The following is a 22043-nucleotide window of genomic DNA, read 5'->3' as shown; positions in this document are numbered from 1 at the left end:
ACGAGAGGGGGCCGCTCGCAGTGCGTGTCGTACGGGCGAGGGACGGGCGGGAACTGGCGGTGGAGACCCGGGGCGATCCGCGGGGCAGGCCGGTGTTCCTGCTGCACGGCACACCCGGCAGCCGGCTCGGCCCGGTGCCGCGCAGCGCCGTGCTGTACCGGCTGGGAGTGCGGCTGATCTCCTTCGACCGGCCCGGGTACGGCGGCTCCGAGCGGCTGCCCGGCCGGCGGGTCGCGGACGTCGCCGCCGATGTCGCGGCGATCGCCGACGCCATGGGCCTGGACGGGTTCGCGGTGGTCGGCCGCTCGGGCGGCGGGCCGCACTCGCTCGCGTGCGCCGCGCTGCTGCCCGACCGGGTGACGCGGGTGGCGGTGCTGGTGGGGCTCGCGCCGCGGGACGCGCAGGGGCTCGCCTGGTACGCGGGGATGACCCGGTCCAACGTCCGCGACCACACCACCGCCGACGCGGCGCAACGGCGGCTCGCCGTCCGGCTGGAACTGCGCTCCCGCACCATCCGCGACGACCCGGCCAGCCTGCTCGCCGTGCTCCGGGAGGAGATGCCGGAGCCGGACCAGCGGGTGATCGCGGACGCGGGCCTGCGCACGATGCTGCTGCGCACCTACGCGGAGGCGCTGCGCACCTCGGCCGACGGCTGGATCGACGACACGCTGGCGTTCAACCGGAGCTGGGGGTTCGGCCTGGACCGCATCGCGGCGCCGGTGCTGCTGTGGCACGGCGAGGACGACGTGTTCTCCCCGGTGGCGCACTCGCGCTGGCTGGCCGAGCACATCCCCGGCGCGAGCATGGTGGTGCAGCCGGGGGCCGCGCACTTCGCGGCCCTGTCGGTGCTGCCCAAGGTGCTCGCCTGGGCGGCCGCCGGGGGCGGTCGGGCACGGTCGATGCCCGCCTGACCGCCGCTCACACCGGCTGCGGCTCCAGGTCCCGGTTGACCCGGTACCACTCGCGGGCGGCCCGGCTGAGGGGGTGCTCCTCGCCGAGCAGCCGTACGCACTCCGGAAGCACCTTGCTGCGGATCGCCTGCGCCCGTGCGTGCCGGCCGGACTGCCGCAGGGCGTAGGCCAGGTTGATCTCGCAGGCCAGGGCGTCCGGGTGCTCGGGACCGTAGCGCTCGGTGAGGCCGCGCAGGGCGGTCTCCAGGAGGGTCACGGCGCGGTCGGTGTCCCCCTGTTCGCCCGTGGCGTTGCCCAGGTTGATCGTGCAGTTGAGGGTGTAGGGGTGCCGGGGGCCGACCGCGCGTTCCAGCCCGGCCAGGGTTTCGGTGCCGACCGCCACGGCCTCCTCGGCGTTGCCGCTGCCCCGCAGGTAGATGGCGAGGTTGTTGCGGCAGGCCAGGGTGAACGGATGCTCGTCGCCGAGCAGCCGGCGGTAGGCGGCGAGGGCGTCGGTCGCCAGGTCGCGGGCCTTCGCCTTGTCGCCGGCCGCCGAGTAGTCGGCGGCGAGGTTGAGCGCGCAGGCGAGCGTGTCGGGCACGTCGGGCCCGTACCGCTCCAGGTAGCGGTCGTACGTCACCTGGGTGAGCCGCATCGCCTCCGCGGCGCGGCCCGCCTTGCGCAGCGAGACGGCGAGGCTCTTGGCGTTGCGGAGGGTCTCGGGCACGTCGGGGTTGAGGACGTCCTGGAAGACGTCCATCACCTCTTCGAGCATCGCGACGGAACCGGTGTAGTCGCCGATCTCCCGCAGGTCGCGGGCGAGGTTGGCCTTGGTGGACAGGGTGTACGGGTGGCGGTCGCCGAGCATCGGGGTGCGCCGGTCCACGGTCTCCTGGTCCAGCCGGCGGGCGAGTTCGGAGTCCCCGGTGAGCCGGTAGTCGATGGCGAGGTTGTTGGCCGCGACGAGCGAACGCGGGTGCTGCTCGCCGAAGATGTCCTTGAAGCCGGCGTAGATCTGCTCGTCGCGTTCCCTGGCCTCCTGGAACAGGCCCAGCGCCCGCAGGTCCGCGGCGAGGCTGCCGCCGGTGATCAGGGTGTGCGGGTGACCGGGGGCCAGCAGGGCGGTCTGCCGGGCCAGGGTGTCCTCGTCGTACTGCCGGGCCTCCTGGTACTTGCCCTGCGAGCGGAGCACGTTGGCGAGCTCGAACTGCAGGTTGAGGGTCTGCAGGTCGTCCTCGCCGAGGGACTGCTGCCACACGCCGAGGAGTTGCTCGGCCAGTTGCCTGGCCTGCTCCAGTTCGCCGCTCTTCCACAGGTAGCGGACACGGTTGACCAGCAGCTGGCGTGGCTTCTCCTCGCGGCAGTCCTCGGCCTGCGACGGCGCGAGGTGCGGCCAGATCAGCTCGAACCCGGGCCAGTTCGCCGGGTCGTTGATGGCGTCCTCCGGCGGCCGGGCCTCGGCGAGGATGCGGTGCACCTCGTGCATCGTGTCCTGCTGGTCGTCCTCCGACATCTCCGAGCGCACGGCGGCCTGCACCAGCCGGTGCACCTGGATGCTGCTGTCGGCCGGGTCGACCTTGGCCAGGGCGAAGCGGTTGAGCGCCTGGATGACCTTGCCGAGCATGTAGCGGTCGCGCAGCTGGGGGTCGTGCGGCAGCAGCGCCTGGATCATGGAGTCGCTCTCGATGAGGGTCATCGAGATCGGCTCGGCCGCGAAGAACGCGCACAGCTCCAGCAGCCGGACGGCGGCCTTGGACTGGTTGCGCAGCCGGCTGATGGAGATGCTCCAGGTCGCCCCGACCTCCCGCGGGTAGCCGGCGGCGGTGGTGACCGACAGCGCCTTGGTCGTCTGCTCCTTGAGCTGGTGCACGTAGACGTCGACGGGGGTGGCGGTTTCGGCGAGCCACGCGGCGGCCACCTCGACCGCCAGCGGCAGGTCGCCGACCGCCTCGGCCACCTGCCCGGCGTCCTCCCGGCTCATCCCGCCGACCCGGCGGCGCAGGTGCTCCACGCTCTCCGAGCGGTTGAAGACCTCGATCTCCAGGGGCTCGGTCGGTCCCGTCGGCGGCTTGTTCCGGGCGGTGACCACGATGTGGCCGCGTCCCCCGGGAAAGAAGCGGCGCACCCGCTCGGGGTCCTCGACGTTGTCGAACACCAGCAGCCAGCGCGGGAAGCGGGTGCCGGTGGCCAGTTCGTCACGGGCCGCCTCGGCGGCCTCGGAGACGCTGTCGCCGACCCTCAGCTCCAGGCGGCGCGCGAGTTCGGCGAGGGAGGGCGCGATCCGGTCCTCCTGCTCCGCCTCGATCCACCACACGAGGTCGTAGTCGGCCTTGAAACGGTGCGCGTACTCCAGCGCCACCTGCGTCTTGCCGACGCCGCCGAGGCCGTGGAGGGTCTGCGGGAAGGGCTGGACGGAGGGGTTGCCGCCGCCCAGGCGGTCGCGCAGCCGGTCCAGGACGGTGGAGCGGCCGGTGAAGAAGGTGTTGCGGGGCCGCAGGTTGGACACCTTCGGGTCGCCGACGGGGTAGCGCGGGCCGTTGGTCATGGCGGTCGGGTTGAGGTCCGTGTCGTCACGGCCGAGGGCGCGCAGCAGCGTGGTGGCGGCCGCGGCGTGGTCGAGCCGCACCAGGCTGACCGGGCTGCGCTGGGCCAGCGGCGGGCCGGGGCGCACGTCGCCGACCCGGATCGGCAGCAGCTGGTGCTGCGGGCCCGAGGGGTCGGTGCCCGAGCTCGACTCCCACACCCGCATGGCCCGCCGGGACCGCAGGTAGGCGGCGGAGAGCACGACGAGAGTGCGGGCGGAGGCCCCGGCCACGGCGGGCTGTTCCGCGGGGGCGGTGTGGGTCTCCACGTCCCAGGGGACGACCCGGAACCCGGCCCGGGTCAGGATCCACTCGATCCAGTCCGCCCACATGCGGTCCTCGGGCACGTACGCCAGCACCAGGCCGGACGGCGGGACGGGTCTGCGCCGGGTGAACTCCGCCGCCCAGCGCAGCCGTTCGGACTCCGCGATCGGGGGCAGCGAGTTCACCGCGCCGCCGGAGACCACGGAGGTCAGGCGTTCGCAGGCCGACAGCATCGAGCTGGACAGGCCCGGGGCGTCCCCGAAGGTCGCCAGGATCTCCTCGTAGGCGTAGAAGGGACGGTACGGGATCTCCACCGATCCCCAGTAGGAGACGAGTTCGTCGTCGTCCATGCCGGCCGGGAGACCGTCGAACTGGGCGCGGGCCAGGGCCCGTCCGGCGTCCGCCTTCTCCTTCTCGCCGTCGTCGATGCGCATCGGCACGGGGAAGATGCGGATGCCCCGGCCGTTGTAGCGCTCCTCGATGTCGCGGGCGACGGCGGCGGCGCCGAAGATGCTCTGGTCGCTGAGGGTGAAGCAGACCACCAGCTCGTCGGGCATGTGGACGGTGCAGATGTCGGCGATGTCGCTGAGGCCGGTGCGGCTGTCGATGAGGACGTAGTCGTAGTGGCGGCGCATGTCCGCGCGCATGGCGTCCAGGAACTGGCCGCCGCCGAAGCGGTCGTAGAAGACGTCCCAGTCGATGCCGGTGAGCGCGGTGGAGTAGTTGCGGTCCTGCCGGCCGGCGGACAGGTAGTCCAGGCTGCCGCCGCCGGGGAAGGCCCAGTTGAGGGATATGGCGTGCGGGCGGACCCGGGCGAACTGGCGGTGCCAGTCGGGCGGCCGCGGCACGTCGCGCAGCGCCTCCTCCCGGTACTCGGTGATCAGGTCGATCATGCCGGTGGTGGCCGCGAGCGCGGAGGGGTCCAGGAAGGGGTGGAAGAAGCGGAAGAGGCCCGGGGCCTCCAGGTCCCAGTCCACCGTCAGCACCCGGTGGCCGTTGGCGGCGAGGATCCAGGCGGTGTTCGCCAGGGCCATGGTCCGTCCGGTGCCGCCCTTGTACGAGTAGAACGTGATCACACGTCCGTTACGGCTCTCGGTCATCCTGGCCCTCCGGTTTGTCGGGTTCCGTGGTGCCGCGGTCGTCGTGCAGGCCGTACGGGGAGGAGCGCTCGGGTCCGTACGCCCCTGGGGACGGGCCCCGGAGCCTCGGGCGCGAACTGTGCGGGCCCTGGGGCGGGAAGGCCGGGGCGTGGGCGGCGTAGTGCTTGGCGGCACGTCCCACGGCCCTGGGCACGTCGTCGCTGAACGCCTCCAGGCTCGGGATGTTGTTGCGGACGAAGCGCCCGCCCGGGCCGTCCGCGCGGCTGGGGTCGAGGGCGTCGTCGGCGAGGCGGCGCAGGGCCTCCTCGTGGCCGCCCGACTCCGGGTCGGCGCGGTTCCACGGCACCAGGACGCTGACCCAGGGCCGGTGCTCGCTGCCGAAGCGGCTCAGCATCTCCCGCCGGTCGGGCGAGTCCAGCGCCCAGCGGTCGAGCAGCAGCAGTCCGGGGGCGGTGGGCGTGGGGTCCAGCAGGCGGTCCAGCTCCTCCTCGAACACCCCCACGCTGACCCGGTAGTCGAGGTTGCGCGCCAGGTCGGCCGCGTGGTCGGCGAGCGGCCTGCTGCTCTGCGGGCGGTAGGGGTTCCAGTCGCGCGGCGAGGGCCCGTAACAGGTGGGGCTGCGGCCCGCGGGCAGTTCCTCGGCGTCGCAGCAGGCGAGCACCGTCACGCGCAGCGGCCGGCTGGCGCCCGGGGGGCCGAAGGCGCTGGGGACGTGGTGGTAGTCGAGGTGACGCCCTTTGGCGATCTTGGTGTCCTCGACGACCTGCACGATGCGCTGTGCGAGGCGGTAGACGGCCCGCTCGTACTCGTGCTTGAGGTAGCTGAGCTTGATCAGCCCGTAGAAGCCCTCGGCGGCGTAGTCCTCGCCGAAGTCCGCGTGGTTGAACTGCAGTCCCTCGGCCGGGCCCGGCATGTCGTTCGCGGCGACCGGCACCCACAGCGCGGGCACGATGCCGGATATCGGGCGGTCGTGCAGGGACCGGTGGTGGACGGCGCGCTGGGAGAAGGCGAACCACTCCTTGCCGCACTGCTGGCTGCGGAAGTAGCGGGGCGAATAGAGCGGGACGAAGACCTGGCAGTGCGCCAGCGCCTCGGCGAGCGATTCCGGCCAGCCCTCGCCGACGTTCATCCCCCGGTCCATGAAGCCCGCCTTGACCCCGGCGGGCAGTGTCGTCATCTGCAGGATGTGTGCGCACAGGTCGTTGTAGAGCTTGGCGACCCACAGGTCGGGGTCGGGATCAGAGGGGTCGTTCCTGGGGGTGTGCGCGTAACTGAGGAAGAAGTAGGGCTTGTCCGAGGCGTCTCCCTGCCCCACGGGTAATGCCATGCGCCATCTCCCCCGCCCGCCTGCACGACCCCACTCCGCCCCTCGTGAGGGAACCTCAGTGTAGGAACCGTCTATTCTCCGGCGGAATAGCGCATGACCATCATTTTTGCCCGGATTACGTCAACGCCCGTTGTTCACCAGCCACTTGGCGATGACGTCCACGGCGTCGGCGATCGGCACCAGATGGCAGGGCGCGTCGCCGAGGGGACCGTCCAGCACCGCGCACTCGCGCGCCACCACCGGGACCAGCCGTGGGAAGTGGCGGTCGTCGATGTCGGGCGCCTGGAAGTGCACCCACTCCTTGCCGCCGTCCGCGGTGCGCACCAGGGCCTGGTACGGGCGGTCCGGCGGCGGGACCGCCCGGTAGTCGGCGAGGTGGTAGGCGGTGCAGACCCACAGGTCCACGCCGATCAGCAGGGCACGGGCCCGCAGGTCGTACAGCCGGGCGGTGGGCGAGTCCTCGCCCAGGTGGCTCTCCAGCTCGTGGCCCTCGGTGACGAAGCGCGCGGCCGGGCCGAAGGCGGTGAAGGAGGTGTGCGGGTGCGCGCTGCGCAGCGCGCCCGGCACCAGCCGGACCTCCTCGGCGAGCCGTCCCACGCTGGGCGAGACGGGGGTGGTCAGCGGGTCGAAGGCGGGCATCGCGTCGCGGTAGGCGGCCAGTTCCGCCTCGCTCATGCCCTCCGTGCGCTGCCGGTCCAGCCGGGAGGTGACGGAGTTCTCCGGGGTCGCCGCGTACGCGACCAGGGTGCCGTGCTCGCCCAGCGCCGCCCGCAGCGCCTCGACCACGGTGCGTCCGCCGCCCTCGACCGGGCCGATCGCCTTCAGCGAGCCCTGGACGAGCAGCACGTCCCCCGCCTCGACGCCCAGCGCGCGCAGATCCCGGGTCAGGCTTTCCAGAGTGTGCACCTCAGACCCCGTTCAGTTCGGAGAGCCAGGGGGCGACGGTGCCGGCCATCCCGTCCGCGAAGCGCTTTCCGAGCGGGGTCAGCGAGCCGCTGCCGGCCAGCCGGTCGACCGCCTCCGCGGTCTCGCGGGTCCAGCGGGCGAAGGGCGCGGCCGCCTCCGGGACGCCCCGGCGGGCCAGCGCGCGCCAGTACTCGGCGACGGCGACGTGCGCGTACGTCCCCTGCAGCAGCCCCTCCAGCGGGCGCGGGTCGGGGCGCCACGGGGCGTGGAAGAGGCGGGTGTCCTCCGGGTCGTACAGGTCCATCAGGTCCAGTACGGCACCGAGCTTCACGTGCTGGAACTCGTGGGCGACCAGCAGGACCAGCGTGTCCGGGGCGGCGGGCCGCGCGATGCCGACCGCGCCGAACGCCTGCCGGGCGGCCCCGCTGACGTCGCTGCCGTCGCCCGGCGGGACCAACGGGGTGATGGTGCCGAGCCCGGCGGCCAGTCCCGGCACGTAGCGGGGCAGCTCACGGCCGAGGAAGTCCCAGGCGGCGACCAGGTCCTCGTGCCAGGCCTTGACCTCGGCCTCGTCCTGCCGGGGCACCAGGGGCCACTGGTGGGCGTCGCGGTAGGGGTCGGTGTCCTCCAGCGCGACGCTCCATCCGGCCGGGCCGACCCGCCGTACGGGGTGCCACCGCGCGTCGCCCGGGTCGTGCGCGCCGATCCTCACCGTGCGGCCGGCGGCGCTCACGCCGAAGCCGTCGGTGGTCGCGGCGACCTCGGCGTCCGCTCCGTCGGGGGCGCCGACCAGGACGCGGCCGAGCCCCGGCAGGCGTACCGCGCCGTCGCGGACGGGCACCCGCACGCTCGCCCCGTACCGGCTCGCGGCCCGCACCACGGCGGCGGCGGCGAACTCGGCGAGCCCCGCCACGTCCGCCCCGCCGTCGCCGCCCGTCTCCAGGCAGTGCCGGGCCCACGGCCGGACGTAGGGATGGGCGAGCACCTCGTCCAGGGCCTCCGGCGCGGCCTCGTCGACCTCGGCGAGCACCCGCCAGACCGCGGCGGTCCTGCCGTCCCGGGGAGCGCGCTCCCAGACGGCGGTGAGCAGTCCGCGGGTGATCTCCAGTTGCTCGGCGGCGAGCGCGGCGACCGTCGCGGCGTCGCCGTAGCCGGCGGCCAGCTGGTCGATCTGGTCCTCGGTCAGCGAGGACTGGGGCTGCCGCCCCGACGCGGTGCTCACCGGATCCTCCCGTTCCGTCTCCTCGGCGTCACGGATGCCGAGGATCAACTCCATCAGGTCACCGCAGTACGCGGACGGATTCTCGAATCCGGTCCCGGTGCGGTAGCGGTGCGCGTACAGTCCCCCGCCGCAGACGTCGACGACCGGGCAGCGGCGGCACTCGTCGCACAGCCCCTCCTTGCCCTGCCGCCGGGCCGCGATGCCGGGGTGGGCGGCGACCTCGTCCAGGGAGTGGGCGAACACGTCCATCCCGGTGGCCGGGGCGCCGTCGTAGGCGGTCTTGAGCGAGTCGGCCTGCTCGAAGGTCCCGTCGGTCTCGATGACGACCAGGTCGACCGGGTCGGTGCCGATGGACTCGACGAGGCTGCTCCCGCCGCGCAGCATCCGGCGCACGGAGTCGAAGACCCGCACGGGCACCGGGCGCCCCTCGGCCGCCCAGCGGCGGTGGACGGTCAGCAGCCACTGCGCGTAGGGCGCCCGGGCGCCGCCGGGGCGCGCGGGAGGGGCGTCGTGGGTGGCGTGGGGCAGCAGGAAGTCGATGCGGGGCGGTTCGAGCGCCATCAGGGCCTCGTAGACCGCCAGCGGGTCGTTCTCCACGTCGATGGTGCAGAGCAGACCGCCGTACAGATGGCGGTAGCGCGGCTCGCGGAGCAGCCCGAGCGACGCCACCACCCGGTCGTAGCTGCCACGCCCGTCGGCGAACCGCCGGTGGCGGTCGTTCTCGGCCCGGCCGCCGTCCAGGGAGACGCCGACCGAGATGCCGAACTCGTCGAAGACGTCGCAGAACCGTTCGTCCAGGAGGACGGCGTTGGTCTGGATGCCGAGCTCCAGGGCGCACACGCCGTCGAGCGCCCGGCGCAGCGCCTCGGCCGCCCGCCGGATCCGGGCCGGGCCTGCCAGCAGGGGTTCTCCCCCGTGGAACACCACCTGGACGGCCGCGAGACGGTGCGCCGCGGCATGCTCGGCGATCCGTGCGGCCACCCGTTCGAACACCTCGTCGGGGGTGGCCCGGACACGCGTTTTCCAGCTGGTGTCGGCGTGCTCGTAGACGTAGCAGTGATCGCACGCCAAATCGCACCGGCTGTGCAGTTTCAGCACGAATTGTGACAGCGCTCTGGCCGGTGCTGATGTCTCCATGACTGCGGCCCGGACCCCCGAGTCGGCCGGGCCTACTTGCTGCTGAACGACTGGAAGGCCGCGACCGGGACGTTCCCGGCGGAGGCGGCGGCGGGCATCACGCGGTCAAGGGCCGGGGAGGCCACGGAGCTGCCGCGGGAGGCCAGCTCGGCCAGCGGGATCCTCCGCCGCGCCTGCGAGCGCCGGGTCGGAGCGTCGTGGCCGGCGTTCACGGTGGGGGTGGCAGTCATAGCGGGGTCCTCGTTCGGTAAGGTGCGTTGGCGCGCACACCATTTGTCCGGAATTGAGTAGAATCATCTCACTGCATCCCAGACCTTGAAAGGCGACGCAGCACTCCTAACGAGCGAGCCGTCCGCAAGTGTGCGGTTTACGCCAAATGCAGCAGACGACGGACTCGCGCACTCCCCACCCCCCAACGCCGGGCCGTGTGATTATCTCCCTTACAGGGAACGGGAATTGGCCATATCCACGAACCGAGACGAACTTTCTGAAGCGGTTCGTGCGCCGCTCCCCACACATCCCCTCGTCACGCCTCCCGGCGCATCGCGCCGCATGCCCGGCGCCCCGCGCACGAGTCCCGCACACCCGCGCGCTGACCTGCACCGACGCGCCCCGGCGCACCTCGTGGAACTCGCGCCGCACCCTGGACCGATCGGGTGAACTCCCCCGCCCCCGCACACCACAACGGGTCCCGCCGGGCGGAGGGGGGATCCGCCCGGCGGGACCGTTCAGGGGTGACGGCCGGTCAGGCCGTCGTCACCGGCTCCTTGCCGGTGTCCACGGGGGCGGCGGGCTCGGGGGCCGTGCCGTGGCCGTCGTCGACGAGCGTGGTCTCGTCGAAGGGCAGCTCACCCGCGAACACGCGCTGGGCCTGCTCACGGTCGAACTCCTTGGTCCACGTGCCGATCAGCACCGTGGCGACGGCGTTGCCCGCGAAGTTGGTGACGGCGCGGGCCTCGCTCATGAAGCGGTCGATGCCGACGATGAGGCCGACGCCGTCGACCAGGGCCGGCTTGTGCGACTGGAGCGCTCCGGCGAGGGTCGCCAGGCCCGCGCCGGTGACGCCGGCGGCGCCCTTGGAGGCGACCATCATGAAGAGCAGCAGGGTGATCTGCTGGCCGATGGCGAGCGGCTGGCCCATCGAGTCGGCGATGAACAGCGAGGCCATGGTCAGGTAGATCATGGTGCCGTCGAGGTTGAAGGAGTAGCCGGTCGGCACGGTGATGCCGACGACCGGGCGGCTGACGCCCAGGTGCTCCATCTTGGCGATCAGGCGGGGCAGCGCCGACTCCGAGGACGAGGTGGAGACGATCAGCAGGAACTCCCGGCCGAGGTACTTCAGCAGCTGGAAGAGGTTGACCCCGGCGAAGAAGCGGAGCATCAGGCCGAGCACGACCACGACGAAGATCAGGCAGGTGACGTAGAAGCCGAGCATGATCGTGGCGAGCGCCTTGAGGGCGTCCACGCCCGCCGAGCCGACGACCGCCGCGATCGCGCCGAAGGCGCCGATCGGGGCCGCCCACATGATCATGGACAGGACGCGGAAGACCAGCTTCTGGATGTGGCCGACGCCGCGCAGGATCGGCTCGCCCGCCGTCCCCAGGGCCTGCAGGCCGAAGCCGACCAGCAGGGCGACCAGGAGGGTCTGCAGCACCTGGCCCTCGGTGAAGGCGGAGACCAGGGTGACCGGGATGATGCTGAGCAGGAAGTCCGGCAGGGTCTCGGCCGGGGCGTCCTTGGCCTGTGCCTGGCCCGCGTCCTTGAGCGCGTCGGTCAGGTGCAGCCCGTCGCCGGGCTGGAGGATGTTGCCGACCACCAGGCCGATGGCCAGGGCGACGAAGGACATCACCACGAAGTAGCCGAGGGCGAGGCCGCCGACCCTGCCGACCTTGGCGGCCTGGCGGACCGAGCCCACGCCGAGCACGATCGTGCAGAAGATGATCGGCGAGATCATCATCTTGATGAGGTTCACGAACCCGGTGCCTATGGGCTTCAGCTCGATGGCCGCGTCGGGCGCGACCATCCCGAGCACGGCGCCGGCGATCGCGGCGACGACCACCGCGATGTACAGGAAATGGGTACGGTCCCTGCGACCCTGGGTACGGCTCTGTACCGGCACTGACACCTTCGTCTCCTCGGTCCACCCGGACGTCGTCCCGGGACGCCCGCGATTGGATAGGTCCCGGTGACTATGCGCCCGGGCAGTGAGCCAGGTCACGTTTGCGTTCATTGTGTTCGCGGGACCTGTGCACACTGGTGGGCATGCCGCTCCCGAGCCCCCTCCACCGCCCCCGGCCGCGCCGCCGTGCGCGCAGCCTGGCGGGCCAGTTGTTCGCGATGCAGGTGGTCATCGTGGCCATGGTGGTCGCGGGCATCGCGGTGCTCGTCTACGTCAACGCCGCCGGCCGCGCGGAGGACGCCGCGCGGGACCGGGTCACCGCGGCCGCGCGGGCGGTGGCCGACGCCCCCTCGGTCGCGGCCGCGATCCGCGGCGAGGACCCCACCGCCGCGCTCCAGCCCTACGCGGAGCAGGTCCGCCTGGACACCGGCGTGTCCTTCATCACCATCATGAGCCCGGCCGGCATCCGCTGGACGCACCCCGACACCGACCAGATAGGCCGCCCCTTCCTCGGGCACATAGAGCGCGCCCAGCAGGGCGGCACCTTCACGGAGACGTACACCGGCACGCTGGGCGCGTCGGTGCGCGTCGTCACCCCCGTCCGGGACGACGGCCGGATCGTCGGGCTGGTCAGCGTCGGCATCACGGTCGAGGCCATCACCGACCAGGTGCGGGACCAGCTGGCGGTGCTGATCGGGATCGCCGCGGCGGCCCTGGCGGTCGGGGGCCTGGGCACCTACTTCGCCAACGCCCGGCTGCGCCGCCACACGCACGGCATGGCCGCGGACGAGCTGAGCCGCATGTACGACTACCACCAGGCGACGCTGCACGCGGTGCGCGAGGGCCTGATCCTCATGGACGCCGACCGCAGGGTCGCCCTGTGCAACGACGCCGCCCGCGAACTGCTGGGCCTGCCGGGGGACGTGGTGGGCTCCTACGTCGCCGACCTCGGGCTGCCCGCCTCGCTGACCGGCGCGCTGCTGGCGGCCGAGCCGCGGGTGGACGAGGTGCACCTGACCGCGGAGCGGGTGGTGGTGGTCAACACCTCGCCGGTGCGCGGCGGGGAGCGCCGGGGCACCGTGGTGACCCTGCGGGACCACACCGACCTGCAGTCGCTCACCGGCGAACTGGACTCCGTACGCGGTTTCGCCGAAGCGCTGCGCTCGCAGGCGCACGAGGCCTCCAACCGGCTGCACGCGGTCGTCTCCCTCATCGAACTGGGCCGCACCCAGGACGCGGTGGAGTTCGCCACCGCCGAACTGCAGCTGGCCCAGGCACTGACCGACCGCGTCGTCGCGGCGGTGGCGGAACCGGTGCTGGCCGCGCTGCTGCTGGGCAAGGCCGCCGAGGCGAACGAGCGCGGTGTGGAACTGACGGTCACCGAGGACAGCCGCATCGACGACGGGGTGCTGCCCGCCTCACTCACCTCCCGGGACCTCGTCACCCTCCTGGGCAATCTGATCGACAACGCCCTGGACGCCGCCATCGAGGGCGCCGCGCAGACGACGGCGCGCCCGCACGTCGAGGTCACCGCACGCACCGACGACGGCGAGTTGCTGCTGCGGGTCACCGACAGCGGGCGCGGGGTGGACCCGGCCGTGGTGCGCGAGGTCTTCCGCCGCGGCTGGACGACCAAGAGCCACGGGCACGGCCTCGGGCTCGCGCTCGTCGAGCAGACCGCCCGGCGCGCGGGCGGCACCGTGGACCTGGAGCGGGCGGTGGGCGGCGGCGCCTCCTTCACCGTACGGTTGCCGCTGCGCGGGGAGGTGCGGACATGATCAAGGTGCTGGTCGTCGAGGACGACCCGGTGGCGGCCGACGCCCACCGGCTGTACGTCGAGCGGCTGCCGGGGTTCACGGTGGCCGCGGTGGCCCACTCCGGGGGCGCGGCGCTGCGCGCGCTCGAACGGCACCAGGTGGACCTGATCCTGCTGGACCTCAACCTGCCCGACGGACACGGGCTGCAGGTGGTGCGCACGCTGCGGGCGGCCGGGCACACCGCCGACGTGGTGGCGGTGACCTCGGCCCGCGACCTGGGCGTGGTGCGGCAGGCCGTCTCGGTCGGGGTGGTGCAGTACCTGCTGAAGCCCTTCACCTTCCCCACCCTGCGCGACCGGCTGGAGCGCTGGGCGCGCTACCGCGACGAGCTGGCCGGCGGCGAGGCCTCCGGCCAGGACGAGGTGGACCGCGCCCTGGCGGCGCTGCGCAGCCCGGAGGGCTCGGTGCTCCCCAAGGGCCTCAGCGGCCCCACCCTGGAGGCGGTGACGGCGGCGCTGCGCGAGGCGGCGGAGGGCCTGTCGGCGAACGCGGCGGCCCAGGCCGTGGGCGTCTCCCGGATCACGGCCCGCCGCTACCTTGAGCACCTGGTGGAGACCGGCCGCGCGGTCCGCGCCCCGCAGTACGGCCAGGTCGGCAGGCCGGAGCTCACCTACCGCTGGGCCCCGCAGCGCCGTTCGTGACAGGGCGTCAGAAGACCGACTCCGCCTCCTGCATGCGGTCCTCGGGCACCCGTTTGAGCACCATCACCGCGTCGGCGAGCGGCACCAGTTCCACCGCGGTGCCGCGCAGCGCCGTCATGCAGCCGAAGGCCCCCTTGTGCGCGGCCTCCACGGCGTGCCAGCCGAAGCGGGTGGCCAGGACGCGGTCGTAGGCGGTGGGGACGCCGCCGCGCTGGACGTGGCCGAGGATGACGGGGCGGGCCTCCTTGCCCATGCGCTGCTCGAGCTCGGCGGCGAGCCGGGCGCCGATGCCGGCGAAGCGCTCGTGGCCGTAGGCGTCGATCTCGCCGTGGGCGTACGGCATGGTGCCCTCGGCGGGGTGGGCGCCCTCGGCGACGCAGACGACGGCGAACTTCTTGCCGCGGGCGAAGCGCTCCTCCACCATGGCGACGAGGTCGGCGGGGTCGAAGGGCCGTTCCGGGAGGCAGATGCCGTGCGCGCCGCCGGCCATGCCGGACTCCAGGGCGATCCAGCCGGCGTGCCGGCCCATGACCTCGACGACCATGACGCGCTGGTGGGACTCGGCGGTGGTCTTGAGCCGGTCGATGGCCTCGGTGGCGACGGTGACGGCGGTGTCGAAGCCGAAGGTGCGGTCGGTGGCGGAGATGTCGTTGTCGATGGTCTTGGGGACGCCGACCACCGGCATGCCCGCCTCGGCGAGCAGCCGGGCCGCGGTGAGCGTACCCTCGCCGCCGATGGGGATGAGGACGTCCAGTCCGTAGCCGGAGCACACGGTGCGCCAGTTGTCGGCGGCCTCGTGGAGGCGGGCGCGTTCCAGGCGGGAGGAACCGAGGATGGTGCCGCCCCGGGCGAGGATGCCGCTGACGGAGTTGAGGTCGAGCGGACGGTAGCGGCCCTCCAGCAGGCCCTTGAAGCCGTCCTCGAAGCCGATGACCTCGTCGCCGTGGTAGGTCAGCGCGCGGTGGGTCACCGAGCGGATCACGGCGTTGAGTCCGGGGCAGTCGCCGCCGGCGGTGAGGACTCCGATGCGCATGGCGCTCCACGCTCCCTCCGGTCGCGTGTACGGTCGCCTTTTCGCATCGTAGGTCCGCACCGCACCCGCCGCGCGTCATACGCACACCGAACGGTAATGTCAACAGATATCCGCCACCCGACTGGGTGGATCACGCCGGGCAGGAACGGAGAGAGCGCGTGACGCGCAGCGTGTACGTAACCGGTATCGGCAGGGGGGACGGCCGCCAGGTCGTCGAGCTGGGCGTGATGGAGCTGCTGACCCGGCAGGTGGACCGCGTCGGGGTGTTCCGGCCTCTGGTCCACGACACGCCCGACCGGATGTTCGAGCTGTTGCGCAGCCGCTACCGGCTCACCCAGGACCCGGCGACCGCCCACGGCCTGACCTACGAGGAGGCGGCCGCGCTCCAGGCCGAGCAGGGCCGGGACGCGCTCATCGCCCGCCTGGTGGACCGCTACCACCTGGTGGCCACCGAGTTCCCCACCGTGCTCGTCCTCGGCTCGGACTTCCACGAGACCAACCTCCCGGGCGAGCTCGGCATCAACGCCCGGCTGGCGAACGAGTTCGGCGCCTCGGTGATCCCGGTGGTCGGCGGCCGCGAGCAGACCGCCGACGCGGTCGTGGACGAGGTCCGCAACGCTCACCTGTCCTACACCGGCCTGGGCTGCGACATCGTCGCCATGATCGCCAACCGGGTGCCGCCGGAGGTGCTGGAGGAGGCCGCGTCGCGGCTGCGCCGCAGGCTCCCGGTGCCCGCGTACGTGCTGCCCGACGAGCCGGCGCTGTCGGCCCCCACGGTCGCCCAGGTCGTCGAGGCGCTCGACGCCGAGGTGCTCCTCGGTGACCACGGCGGACTGTCCCGGGACGTGATGGGCTTCGTCTTCGGCGGCGCGATGCTGCCGACCTTCATCCGCGCGCTGACCCCCGGCTGCATGGTGATCACTCCGGGCGACCGGGCGGACCTGATCATCGGCTCGCTGGCCGCGCACTCCGCCGGTTCCCCGCCCATCGCCGGCATCCTGCTCACCCTGGACGAGGTGCCCGGCCCGGAGATCATGGCCCTGGCGGCCCGGCTGGCCCCCGGCACACCGGTCATGTCGGTGCCCACCGGCAGCTTCCCGACCGCCGCCGAGCTCTTCGCCCTGGAGGCGCGGCTGGGCGCGGCCACCCCGCGCAAGGCGGAGACGGCGCTCGGGCTCTTCGAGAAGCACGTGGACGGTCCCGAGCTGACCGAGCGGCTGTCGGTGGTCCGCGGCGAGCGCGTCACCCCGATGATGTTCGAGCACGAGCTGATCGAGCGGGCCCGTACCGGGCGCCGCCGGGTGGTCCTCCCCGAGGGCACCGAGGAGCGCATCCTGCACGCGGCCGAGGTCCTGCTGCGCCGGGACGTCTGCGACATCGTCCTGCTCGGCGACGAGGACGCCATCCGCAAGCGGGCGGGAGAGCTCGGCGTCAACGTCGACGTGCCCGGCTGCACCCTGACCGACCCCCAGACCTCGCCGCTGCGCGAGAACTTCGCGGAGCTCTACGCCAGGCTCCGCGCCCACCGGGGCGTCAGCTACGAGCTGGCGTACGACGTCGTGGCCGACGTCTCCCACTTCGGGACGCTGATGGTGGAGCAGGGCCTCGCCGACGGCATGGTCTCCGGTGCCGTCCACTCCACGGCGGCGACGATCCGCCCCGCCTTCGAGGTCATCAAGACCGCTCCGGGCGCGGCCATCGTCAGCTCGGTCTTCTTCATGTGCCTGGCCGACCGGGTGCTGGTGTACGGCGACTGCGCGGTCAACCCGGACCCGGACGCGGAGCAGCTGGCCGACATCGCGATCCAGTCCGCCGAGACCGCCGCGCAGTTCGGGGTCGAGCCGCGGGTGGCGATGCTCTCGTACTCCACCGGCACCTCCGGCTCGGGCGCCGACGTGGACAAGGTGCGCCGGGCCACCGAACTGGTCCGGCAGCGGCGCCCGGAGCTGCTGGTGGAGGGGCCCATCCAGTACGACGCGGCGGTCGACGCCAAGGTCGCGGCCACCAAGCTGCCGGACTCGAAGGTCGCCGGCAACGCCACCGTGCTGATCTTCCCGGACCTCAACACCGGCAACAACACCTACAAGGCGGTGCAGCGTTCGGCGGGCGCGGTGGCGGTCGGCCCCGTGCTGCAGGGCCTGCGCAAGCCCGTCAACGACCTGTCGCGCGGCGCGCTGGTCCAGGACATCGTCAACACCGTCGCCATCACGGCCATCCAGGCGCAGGGCGACCGGTGACCGGCCACCACAGGGAAGGCACCGTGACCGCAACCCGCGTCCTCGTCCTCAACTCCGGCTCCTCGTCGGTGAAGTACCAGCTGCTGGACATGGCCGACGGCAGCCGGCCGGCGGCCGGGATCGTCGAGCGGATCGGCGAGCCGGGCGGGGTCGCGGACCACGCCGAGGCGCTGAAGACGGTCGCGGAGGAGCTCGCCGCCCGCGGCCTCGGCCTGGACTCCCCCGAACTGGCCGCGGTGGGCCACCGGGTCGTGCACGGCGGCACGCGCTTCACCGAGCCGACGCTGATCGACGACGAGGTGCTCGCCGCCGTCGAGGACCTGGTGCCGCTGGCCCCGCTGCACAACCCGGCGAACGTCACCGGCATCCGGGTCGCCCGCGACCTGCGCCCGGACCTGCCGCAGGTGGCCGTCTTCGACACCGCCTTCCACTCCACGATCCCCGAGCACGCCTACCGCTACGCGGTCGACCGGGAGACCGCCGACGCCCACCAGGTGCGCCGCTACGGCTTCCACGGCACCTCGCACGCGTACGTCTCCCGCGCGACGGCGCGGCTGCTGGGCAGGGACCCGGCCGAGGTCAACGTCATCGTCCTGCACCTGGGCAACGGGGCCTCCGCCTCGGCCGTGCGCGGCGGGCAGTGCGTGGAGACCTCGATGGGACTCACCCCGCTGGAGGGCCTGGTGATGGGCACCCGTTCGGGGGACCTGGACCCGGCCGTGGTCTTCCACCTGGCCCGCGTGGGCGGGATGGCGGTGGCGGAGATCGACGACCTGCTCAACAAGCGCTCCGGCCTGCTGGGCCTGTGCGGCGACAACGACATGCGGGAGATCGCCCGCCGGATGGCCGAGGGCGACGCGGCGGCCCAGCTCGCCTTCGACGTCTACGTCCACCGGCTGCGCAAGTACGTGGGCGCCTACACCGCCGTGCTGGGGCGGGTCGACGCGATCGCCTTCACGGCGGGCGTCGGCGAGAACTCCGCGGCGGTCCGGGCCGCCGCCATGGCCGGCCTGGAGGGCCTGGGCGTCGAGCTCGACGCGGTGCGCAACGCGGTGCGCGGCAGTGCCGCCCGCGTGGTGTCGGCCGCGGGCAGCCGGGTGGCGGTGGCGGTCGTCCCCACCGACGAGGAACTGGAGATCGCACAGCAGACGTACGCGCTGGTCACCGGCCGGTGACTCGTTGCGGCCACCCGGAGGCTCTACTCTATGGCCGCCGTCCGCACCGTCCATGCCTCCCCCGCACGGGAAAATTCCGGAGCGGAACAAACCCGATAGGATCGTCCTCATGCGCCGAGCGAAAATCGTCTGCACCCTGGGTCCCGCCGTCGACTCCTACGACCAGCTGAAGACGCTGGCCGAGGCCGGTATGAACGTGGCCCGCTTCAACTTCAGCCACGGCAGCCACGCCGAGCACGAGGAGCGCTACCAGCGGGTGCGCAAGGTCTCCGTGGAGACCGGACGTGCCATCGGCGTGCTGGCCGACCTCCAGGGGCCCAAGATCCGCCTGGAGACCTTCGCGGACGGTCCCGTGGAGCTGGTCGCCGGTGACGAGTTCGTCATCACCACCGAGGACGTGCCCGGTGACAGGACCATCTGCGGCACCACCTACAAGGGCCTGCCCGCCGACGTGCGCGCCGGCGACCCCGTCCTGATCAACGACGGCAACGTCGCGCTGCGCGTGATCGACGTCGACGGCCCGCGGGTCCGCTGCCTGGTCGTCGAGGGCGGCGTCATCTCCGACCACAAGGGCATCAACCTGCCCGGCGCCGCGGTCAACGTGCCCGCCCTGTCCGAGAAGGACATCGAGGACCTGCGCTTCGCCCTGCACATGGGCGTCGACATGGTGGCGCTCTCCTTCGTCCGCGACGCCAAGGACGTCCGCGACGTCCACCGCGTCATGGACGAGGTCGGCCGCCGCGTGCCGGTCATCGCCAAGGTCGAGAAGCCGCAGGCGGTCGACAACATGGAGGACGTCGTCGCGGCCTTCGACGGCGTCATGGTGGCCCGTGGCGACCTGGCGGTGGAGTACCCGCTGGAGAAGGTCCCGATGGTGCAGAAGCGGCTGATCGAGCTCTGCCGCCGCAACGCCAAGCCGGTGATCGTCGCGACCCAGATGATGGAGTCGATGATCACCAACTCCCGTCCGACCCGCGCCGAGGCCTCCGACGTCGCCAACGCGATCCTGGACGGTACGGACGCGGTCATGCTGTCCGCCGAGTCCAGCGTCGGCAAGTACCCGATCGAGACCGTGAAGACGATGTCGCGGATCATCGAGGCGGCCGAGGTCGAACTGCTCAAGCAGGGCCTGTGGCCGCTCAACGGCCGCAAGCCGCGCACCCAGGGCGGCGCCGTCGCCCGCGCCGCCGCCGAGCTCGCGGACTACCTGGACGCCAAGACCCTGGTCGCGTTCACCAAGTCCGGCGACACCGCCCGTCGGCTGGCCCGCTACCGCGTGCCGCAGACGGTGGTGGCGTACACGACCGACGAGTCGACCCGCAACATGCTGGCGCTCACCTGGGGCGTGCAGACCACCGTCGTCCCGCACGTGAACACCACCGACGAGATGGTCGAGATCGTCAACCAGGAGATGCTGAAGCTCAGCGACTACGCCGAGGGCGACACCGTGATCATCACGGCCGGCTCCCCTCCCGGCGTCCCCGGCACCACCAACCTGGTGCGGGTCCACCACCTCGGCCACCGCGCGGTCTGACCGGCCGCCGGGCCGCCCGGAACACGGGAACGGCGGAGGGCACCTCCCCTTGCGGGGACGGCGCCCTCCGCCGTTTCCTCGTGCGGCTCCCGGAGGGGTCCTGTGCGGCCGGGCTCAGTCCGCGGTGTTGTACACGTGCATGCCGGGGACCTTCAGCGTGCCGCCGAACTGGCCGGCCTGCTTGACCGTGACGTTGGTGAAGAAGGCGGCCGGCACGTTGATCGGGGGCGGGGTGTCCGGGGTGAACTCGATCGGGATGAGCCCGAAGAGGTTGCCCTTCAGCGACTCGGTGTACATCGTCACCGTGCCGTTGCGGATCGTCGAGGTGCTGCCCTTGCGGGCGTCCACGTGCCCGACGGTGCCGTTCGGCCCCACGACCTCCTGCTGCAGGTCCTTGATGTCCACGCCGGTGGCGGTGAACTTCAGGACCTTCTTGACCTTCCCGCTCCAGGTCTTGACCTCGACGATGCCCTTGTAGTCGAGCCCGGTCAGGGTCAGCAGGCTGCTGCGCAGGACCCAAGGGTCGTCGGGCAGCAGCGACTGCGTCTCCTGGTAGGCGGCGTCCGCCAGGGCCTGCGCGTCGTGGGTCGGGCACGGGAACGGGGTCTTGCCGTCCGCCGACACGGCCGGGGAGCTCTGCGAGGGATCCGGGGTCTGCGTCGCCTTCCCGGTCGTCTCCGAGAGCTTCTCGACGGCCTCCGACACGGTCTTCTTCAGCGTGTCGGTGGTGTCCTCGGCCTTCGTCCTCACCGTGCCCGTGGAGGCGCTCGGCTTGGGAGCGGCCGAGGTCGCGCCCGGGGCGGGCGTCGAGGTCGCCGAGGGGGTCGCCGTGGCGGACCCCTCGCTCTTCTTGTTGAGCCCCAGCAGGTCGCCCAGGGCGTCACCGACGCCCAGCGGGTCCAGCGGGTTGTTCTGCTGGGCCGCCGAGGGCGAGGCCGACGGGGTGGGCGCCGTCGTCCCCGTGCCGCCGGACGAACCGCCGCCGCTCTCGTCGCCCTTGCCGCCCTCGTCACCGGAACCGGGGGAACCCGACGGGTCGCTCGACGGGCTCCCGGACGGATCCGGGGTCGGGGTCTTGGTGCCGCCGCTCGACGGGGTGGCGCTCGGCGTCGCGGACTCCGCCGGCTCGTCGGGCTGCTCGATGCACTTCGTGCCCGAGAACGGGTTCTTCGGCAGTTCGTCGGCAGAGGCCAGCCTCGGCGTCAGTCCCATGCCCATCAGGACCGCCGTCGGCATCGCGGCCAGGGCTATCGCCTTGCCCGCGGGCATCTGCAGCTTGGTCAGCAGCGACTTCCTCGGTGCCGCGTGCCGCGGCCCCGTTCTCTCACGGGTGCCGCTGCCGGCGGCGACCCCGGAAGCGGGCTGGACCTCATCACCCCGCACTGTGCCTCCCGTTCGCGTCTACGGTCTCGGCGCCGTCCGCCGGGTGCTGCGGGGCGGTCCCTGCCTGGTCGGCGGCCGGGTGGGCCGGGTACTCGCCGTAGGCCGCCGCGTAGGGGGAACCGGGCGGCGGCACGTAGCCGGCGTCACCGTCGTCACCCTTGCCGCTGCCGGGCAGTTCGGCCGGGTCCGCGCCGCCGTCGGCGGGCGGTACGCCCGGGGCCCACGAGACGGCGAGGGCACCGCCGATGAGGCCCAGCAGGAAGCCGATCAGGAAGCCGCCGAAGTTGGAGACCACCAGCGACACCAGCGCCAGCAGGATCGACGCGACGCCCGAGAAGACCCGCACCGCCGACTGGAACCACATGGTCAGGCCGAGTACGACCAGCAGCACGCCGATGATCAGCGAACCGGACCCGGCCGTGGTGGCCATGGTCAGGCTCAGCGCGCCGAGCGAGAGATGGGCGTACGGGAAGTACGCGATGGGCAGTCCGGCCAGCAGTGTCAGCAGGCCCGCCCAGAACGGCCGCTGTCCGCGCCATACGCGGAAGCGGAACCGCCAATAGCCGAACCGGCCCCTCAGTCCGTGTGTCTCGGCGCTCATGGAAAACAGCTCCCTGGGACTGGCGTTTCTAGAAAGAGTCAGGGGTGAGGAAGGTGAGGGGCATCCCGTGCCCCC

15 protein-coding genes are annotated in these 22043 nt (G+C 72.6%); 6 read left to right on the top strand and 9 right to left on the bottom strand.

Features of this window, described 5'->3' with window-relative positions:
- Positions 1 to 20 precede the first annotated feature (20 nt).
- A complete protein-coding gene (locus AC1VWI_RS29845) occupies positions 21 to 911 on the top strand; it encodes an alpha/beta fold hydrolase (RefSeq protein WP_499514087.1) in 891 nt (296 codons plus the stop codon).
- A 7-nt stretch (positions 912 to 918) separates the two neighbouring features.
- Here the strand turns inward: AC1VWI_RS29845 and fxsT are convergent, their stop codons facing one another.
- The 6 genes from fxsT to AC1VWI_RS29815 form a co-directional block, all read right to left on the bottom strand.
- On the bottom strand, positions 919 to 4836 hold the full coding sequence (fxsT, locus tag AC1VWI_RS29840; RefSeq protein ID WP_499514086.1) for an FxSxx-COOH system tetratricopeptide repeat protein: 3918 nt from the start codon (positions 4834 to 4836) through the stop codon (positions 919 to 921).
- Positions 4820 to 6163 (bottom strand): TIR-like protein FxsC, encoded by a 1344-nt coding sequence (locus AC1VWI_RS29835; RefSeq protein WP_499514085.1) that lies wholly within the window; start codon positions 6161 to 6163, stop codon positions 4820 to 4822. The genes fxsT and AC1VWI_RS29835 overlap by 17 nt, the downstream gene beginning before the upstream one ends.
- 120 nt (positions 6164 to 6283) lie before the next feature.
- Positions 6284 to 7069 (bottom strand): AAC(3) family N-acetyltransferase, encoded by a 786-nt coding sequence (locus AC1VWI_RS29830; RefSeq protein WP_499514084.1) that lies wholly within the window; start codon positions 7067 to 7069, stop codon positions 6284 to 6286.
- A gap of 1 nt (position 7070) precedes the next feature.
- Positions 7071 to 9428: an FxsB family cyclophane-forming radical SAM/SPASM peptide maturase gene (locus tag AC1VWI_RS29825; protein WP_499514083.1), complete on the bottom strand. Its 2358-nt coding sequence runs from the start codon at positions 9426 to 9428 to the stop codon at positions 7071 to 7073.
- Between the two features lie 32 nt (positions 9429 to 9460).
- The gene (fxsA, locus tag AC1VWI_RS29820; protein WP_499514082.1) at positions 9461 to 9658 is read right to left on the bottom strand and encodes an FxSxx-COOH cyclophane-containing RiPP peptide; all 198 of its coding nucleotides are present in this window, start codon (positions 9656 to 9658) and stop codon (positions 9461 to 9463) included.
- Between the two features lie 515 nt (positions 9659 to 10173).
- Positions 10174 to 11547 carry a cation:dicarboxylate symporter family transporter gene (locus AC1VWI_RS29815; RefSeq protein WP_499516952.1) on the bottom strand — a complete coding sequence of 458 codons (1374 nt, stop codon included), beginning with the start codon at positions 11545 to 11547 and terminating at the stop codon, positions 10174 to 10176.
- Between the two features lie 143 nt (positions 11548 to 11690).
- Between AC1VWI_RS29815 and AC1VWI_RS29810 the strand changes: the two genes are divergently transcribed.
- Positions 11691 to 13325: a sensor histidine kinase gene (locus tag AC1VWI_RS29810; RefSeq protein ID WP_499514081.1), complete on the top strand. Its 1635-nt coding sequence runs from the start codon at positions 11691 to 11693 to the stop codon at positions 13323 to 13325.
- The gene (locus AC1VWI_RS29805) at positions 13322 to 14005 is read left to right on the top strand and encodes a response regulator (protein ID WP_499514080.1); all 684 of its coding nucleotides are present in this window, start codon (positions 13322 to 13324) and stop codon (positions 14003 to 14005) included. Before AC1VWI_RS29810 ends, AC1VWI_RS29805 begins: the two co-directional genes overlap by 4 nt.
- Before the next feature lie 7 nt (positions 14006 to 14012).
- Here AC1VWI_RS29805 and AC1VWI_RS29800 read toward each other — a convergent pair whose 3' ends face one another.
- Positions 14013 to 15038, bottom strand: coding sequence for an ATP-dependent 6-phosphofructokinase (locus tag AC1VWI_RS29800; RefSeq protein WP_499514079.1), 1026 nt, complete (start codon positions 15036 to 15038; stop codon positions 14013 to 14015).
- Positions 15039 to 15196: 158 nt separating this feature from the next.
- Here AC1VWI_RS29800 and pta point away from each other — a divergent pair, with 158 nt between their 5' ends.
- From pta to pyk, 3 genes are all read left to right on the top strand, one after another.
- Complete coding sequence (gene pta, locus AC1VWI_RS29795; RefSeq protein WP_499514078.1) at positions 15197 to 17275, top strand: phosphate acetyltransferase; 2079 nt, start codon at positions 15197 to 15199, stop codon at positions 17273 to 17275.
- Positions 17276 to 17298: 23 nt separating this feature from the next.
- Positions 17299 to 18450 carry an acetate kinase gene (locus tag AC1VWI_RS29790; RefSeq protein WP_499514077.1) on the top strand — a complete coding sequence of 384 codons (1152 nt, stop codon included), beginning with the start codon at positions 17299 to 17301 and terminating at the stop codon, positions 18448 to 18450.
- A gap of 109 nt (positions 18451 to 18559) precedes the next feature.
- Complete coding sequence (gene pyk, locus AC1VWI_RS29785; protein ID WP_499514076.1) at positions 18560 to 19984, top strand: pyruvate kinase; 1425 nt, start codon at positions 18560 to 18562, stop codon at positions 19982 to 19984.
- Positions 19985 to 20098: 114 nt separating this feature from the next.
- Here the strand turns inward: pyk and AC1VWI_RS29780 are convergent, their stop codons facing one another.
- Both AC1VWI_RS29780 and AC1VWI_RS29775 read right to left on the bottom strand, forming a co-directional pair.
- Positions 20099 to 21367: a hydrogenase expression protein HypF gene (locus AC1VWI_RS29780; protein ID WP_499514075.1), complete on the bottom strand. Its 1269-nt coding sequence runs from the start codon at positions 21365 to 21367 to the stop codon at positions 20099 to 20101.
- Entirely contained in the window at positions 21357 to 21968 is a 612-nt protein-coding gene (locus AC1VWI_RS29775) for a DUF6114 domain-containing protein (protein WP_499514074.1), read from the bottom strand. Before AC1VWI_RS29775 ends, AC1VWI_RS29780 begins: the two co-directional genes overlap by 11 nt.
- Positions 21969 to 22043 lie beyond the last annotated feature (75 nt).

The organism is Streptomyces sp. TOM-9 (genome assembly GCF_056858595.1).
This window is presented reverse-complemented; position numbering and strand designations above follow the sequence as displayed.

What these genes read in the sequence shown, in the direction of transcription:
- fxsT (WP_499514086.1), bottom strand. Translation starts at nt 4,836, where the DNA reads ATGACCGAGAGCCGTAACGGACGTGTGATCACGTTCTACTCGTACAAG.
- AC1VWI_RS29835 (WP_499514085.1), bottom strand. Translation starts at nt 6,163, where the DNA reads ATGGCATTACCCGTGGGGCAGGGAGACGCCTCGGACAAGCCCTACTTC.
- AC1VWI_RS29825 (WP_499514083.1), bottom strand. Translation starts at nt 9,428, where the DNA reads ATGGAGACATCAGCACCGGCCAGAGCGCTGTCACAATTCGTGCTGAAA.
- fxsA (WP_499514082.1), bottom strand. Translation starts at nt 9,658, where the DNA reads ATGACTGCCACCCCCACCGTGAACGCCGGCCACGACGCTCCGACCCGG.
- AC1VWI_RS29810 (WP_499514081.1), top strand. Translation starts at nt 11,691, where the DNA reads ATGCCGCTCCCGAGCCCCCTCCACCGCCCCCGGCCGCGCCGCCGTGCG.
- AC1VWI_RS29805 (WP_499514080.1), top strand. Translation starts at nt 13,322, where the DNA reads ATGATCAAGGTGCTGGTCGTCGAGGACGACCCGGTGGCGGCCGACGCC.
- AC1VWI_RS29800 (WP_499514079.1), bottom strand. Translation starts at nt 15,038, where the DNA reads ATGCGCATCGGAGTCCTCACCGCCGGCGGCGACTGCCCCGGACTCAAC.
- pyk (WP_499514076.1), top strand. Translation starts at nt 18,560, where the DNA reads ATGCGCCGAGCGAAAATCGTCTGCACCCTGGGTCCCGCCGTCGACTCC.
- AC1VWI_RS29775 (WP_499514074.1), bottom strand. Translation starts at nt 21,968, where the DNA reads ATGAGCGCCGAGACACACGGACTGAGGGGCCGGTTCGGCTATTGGCGG.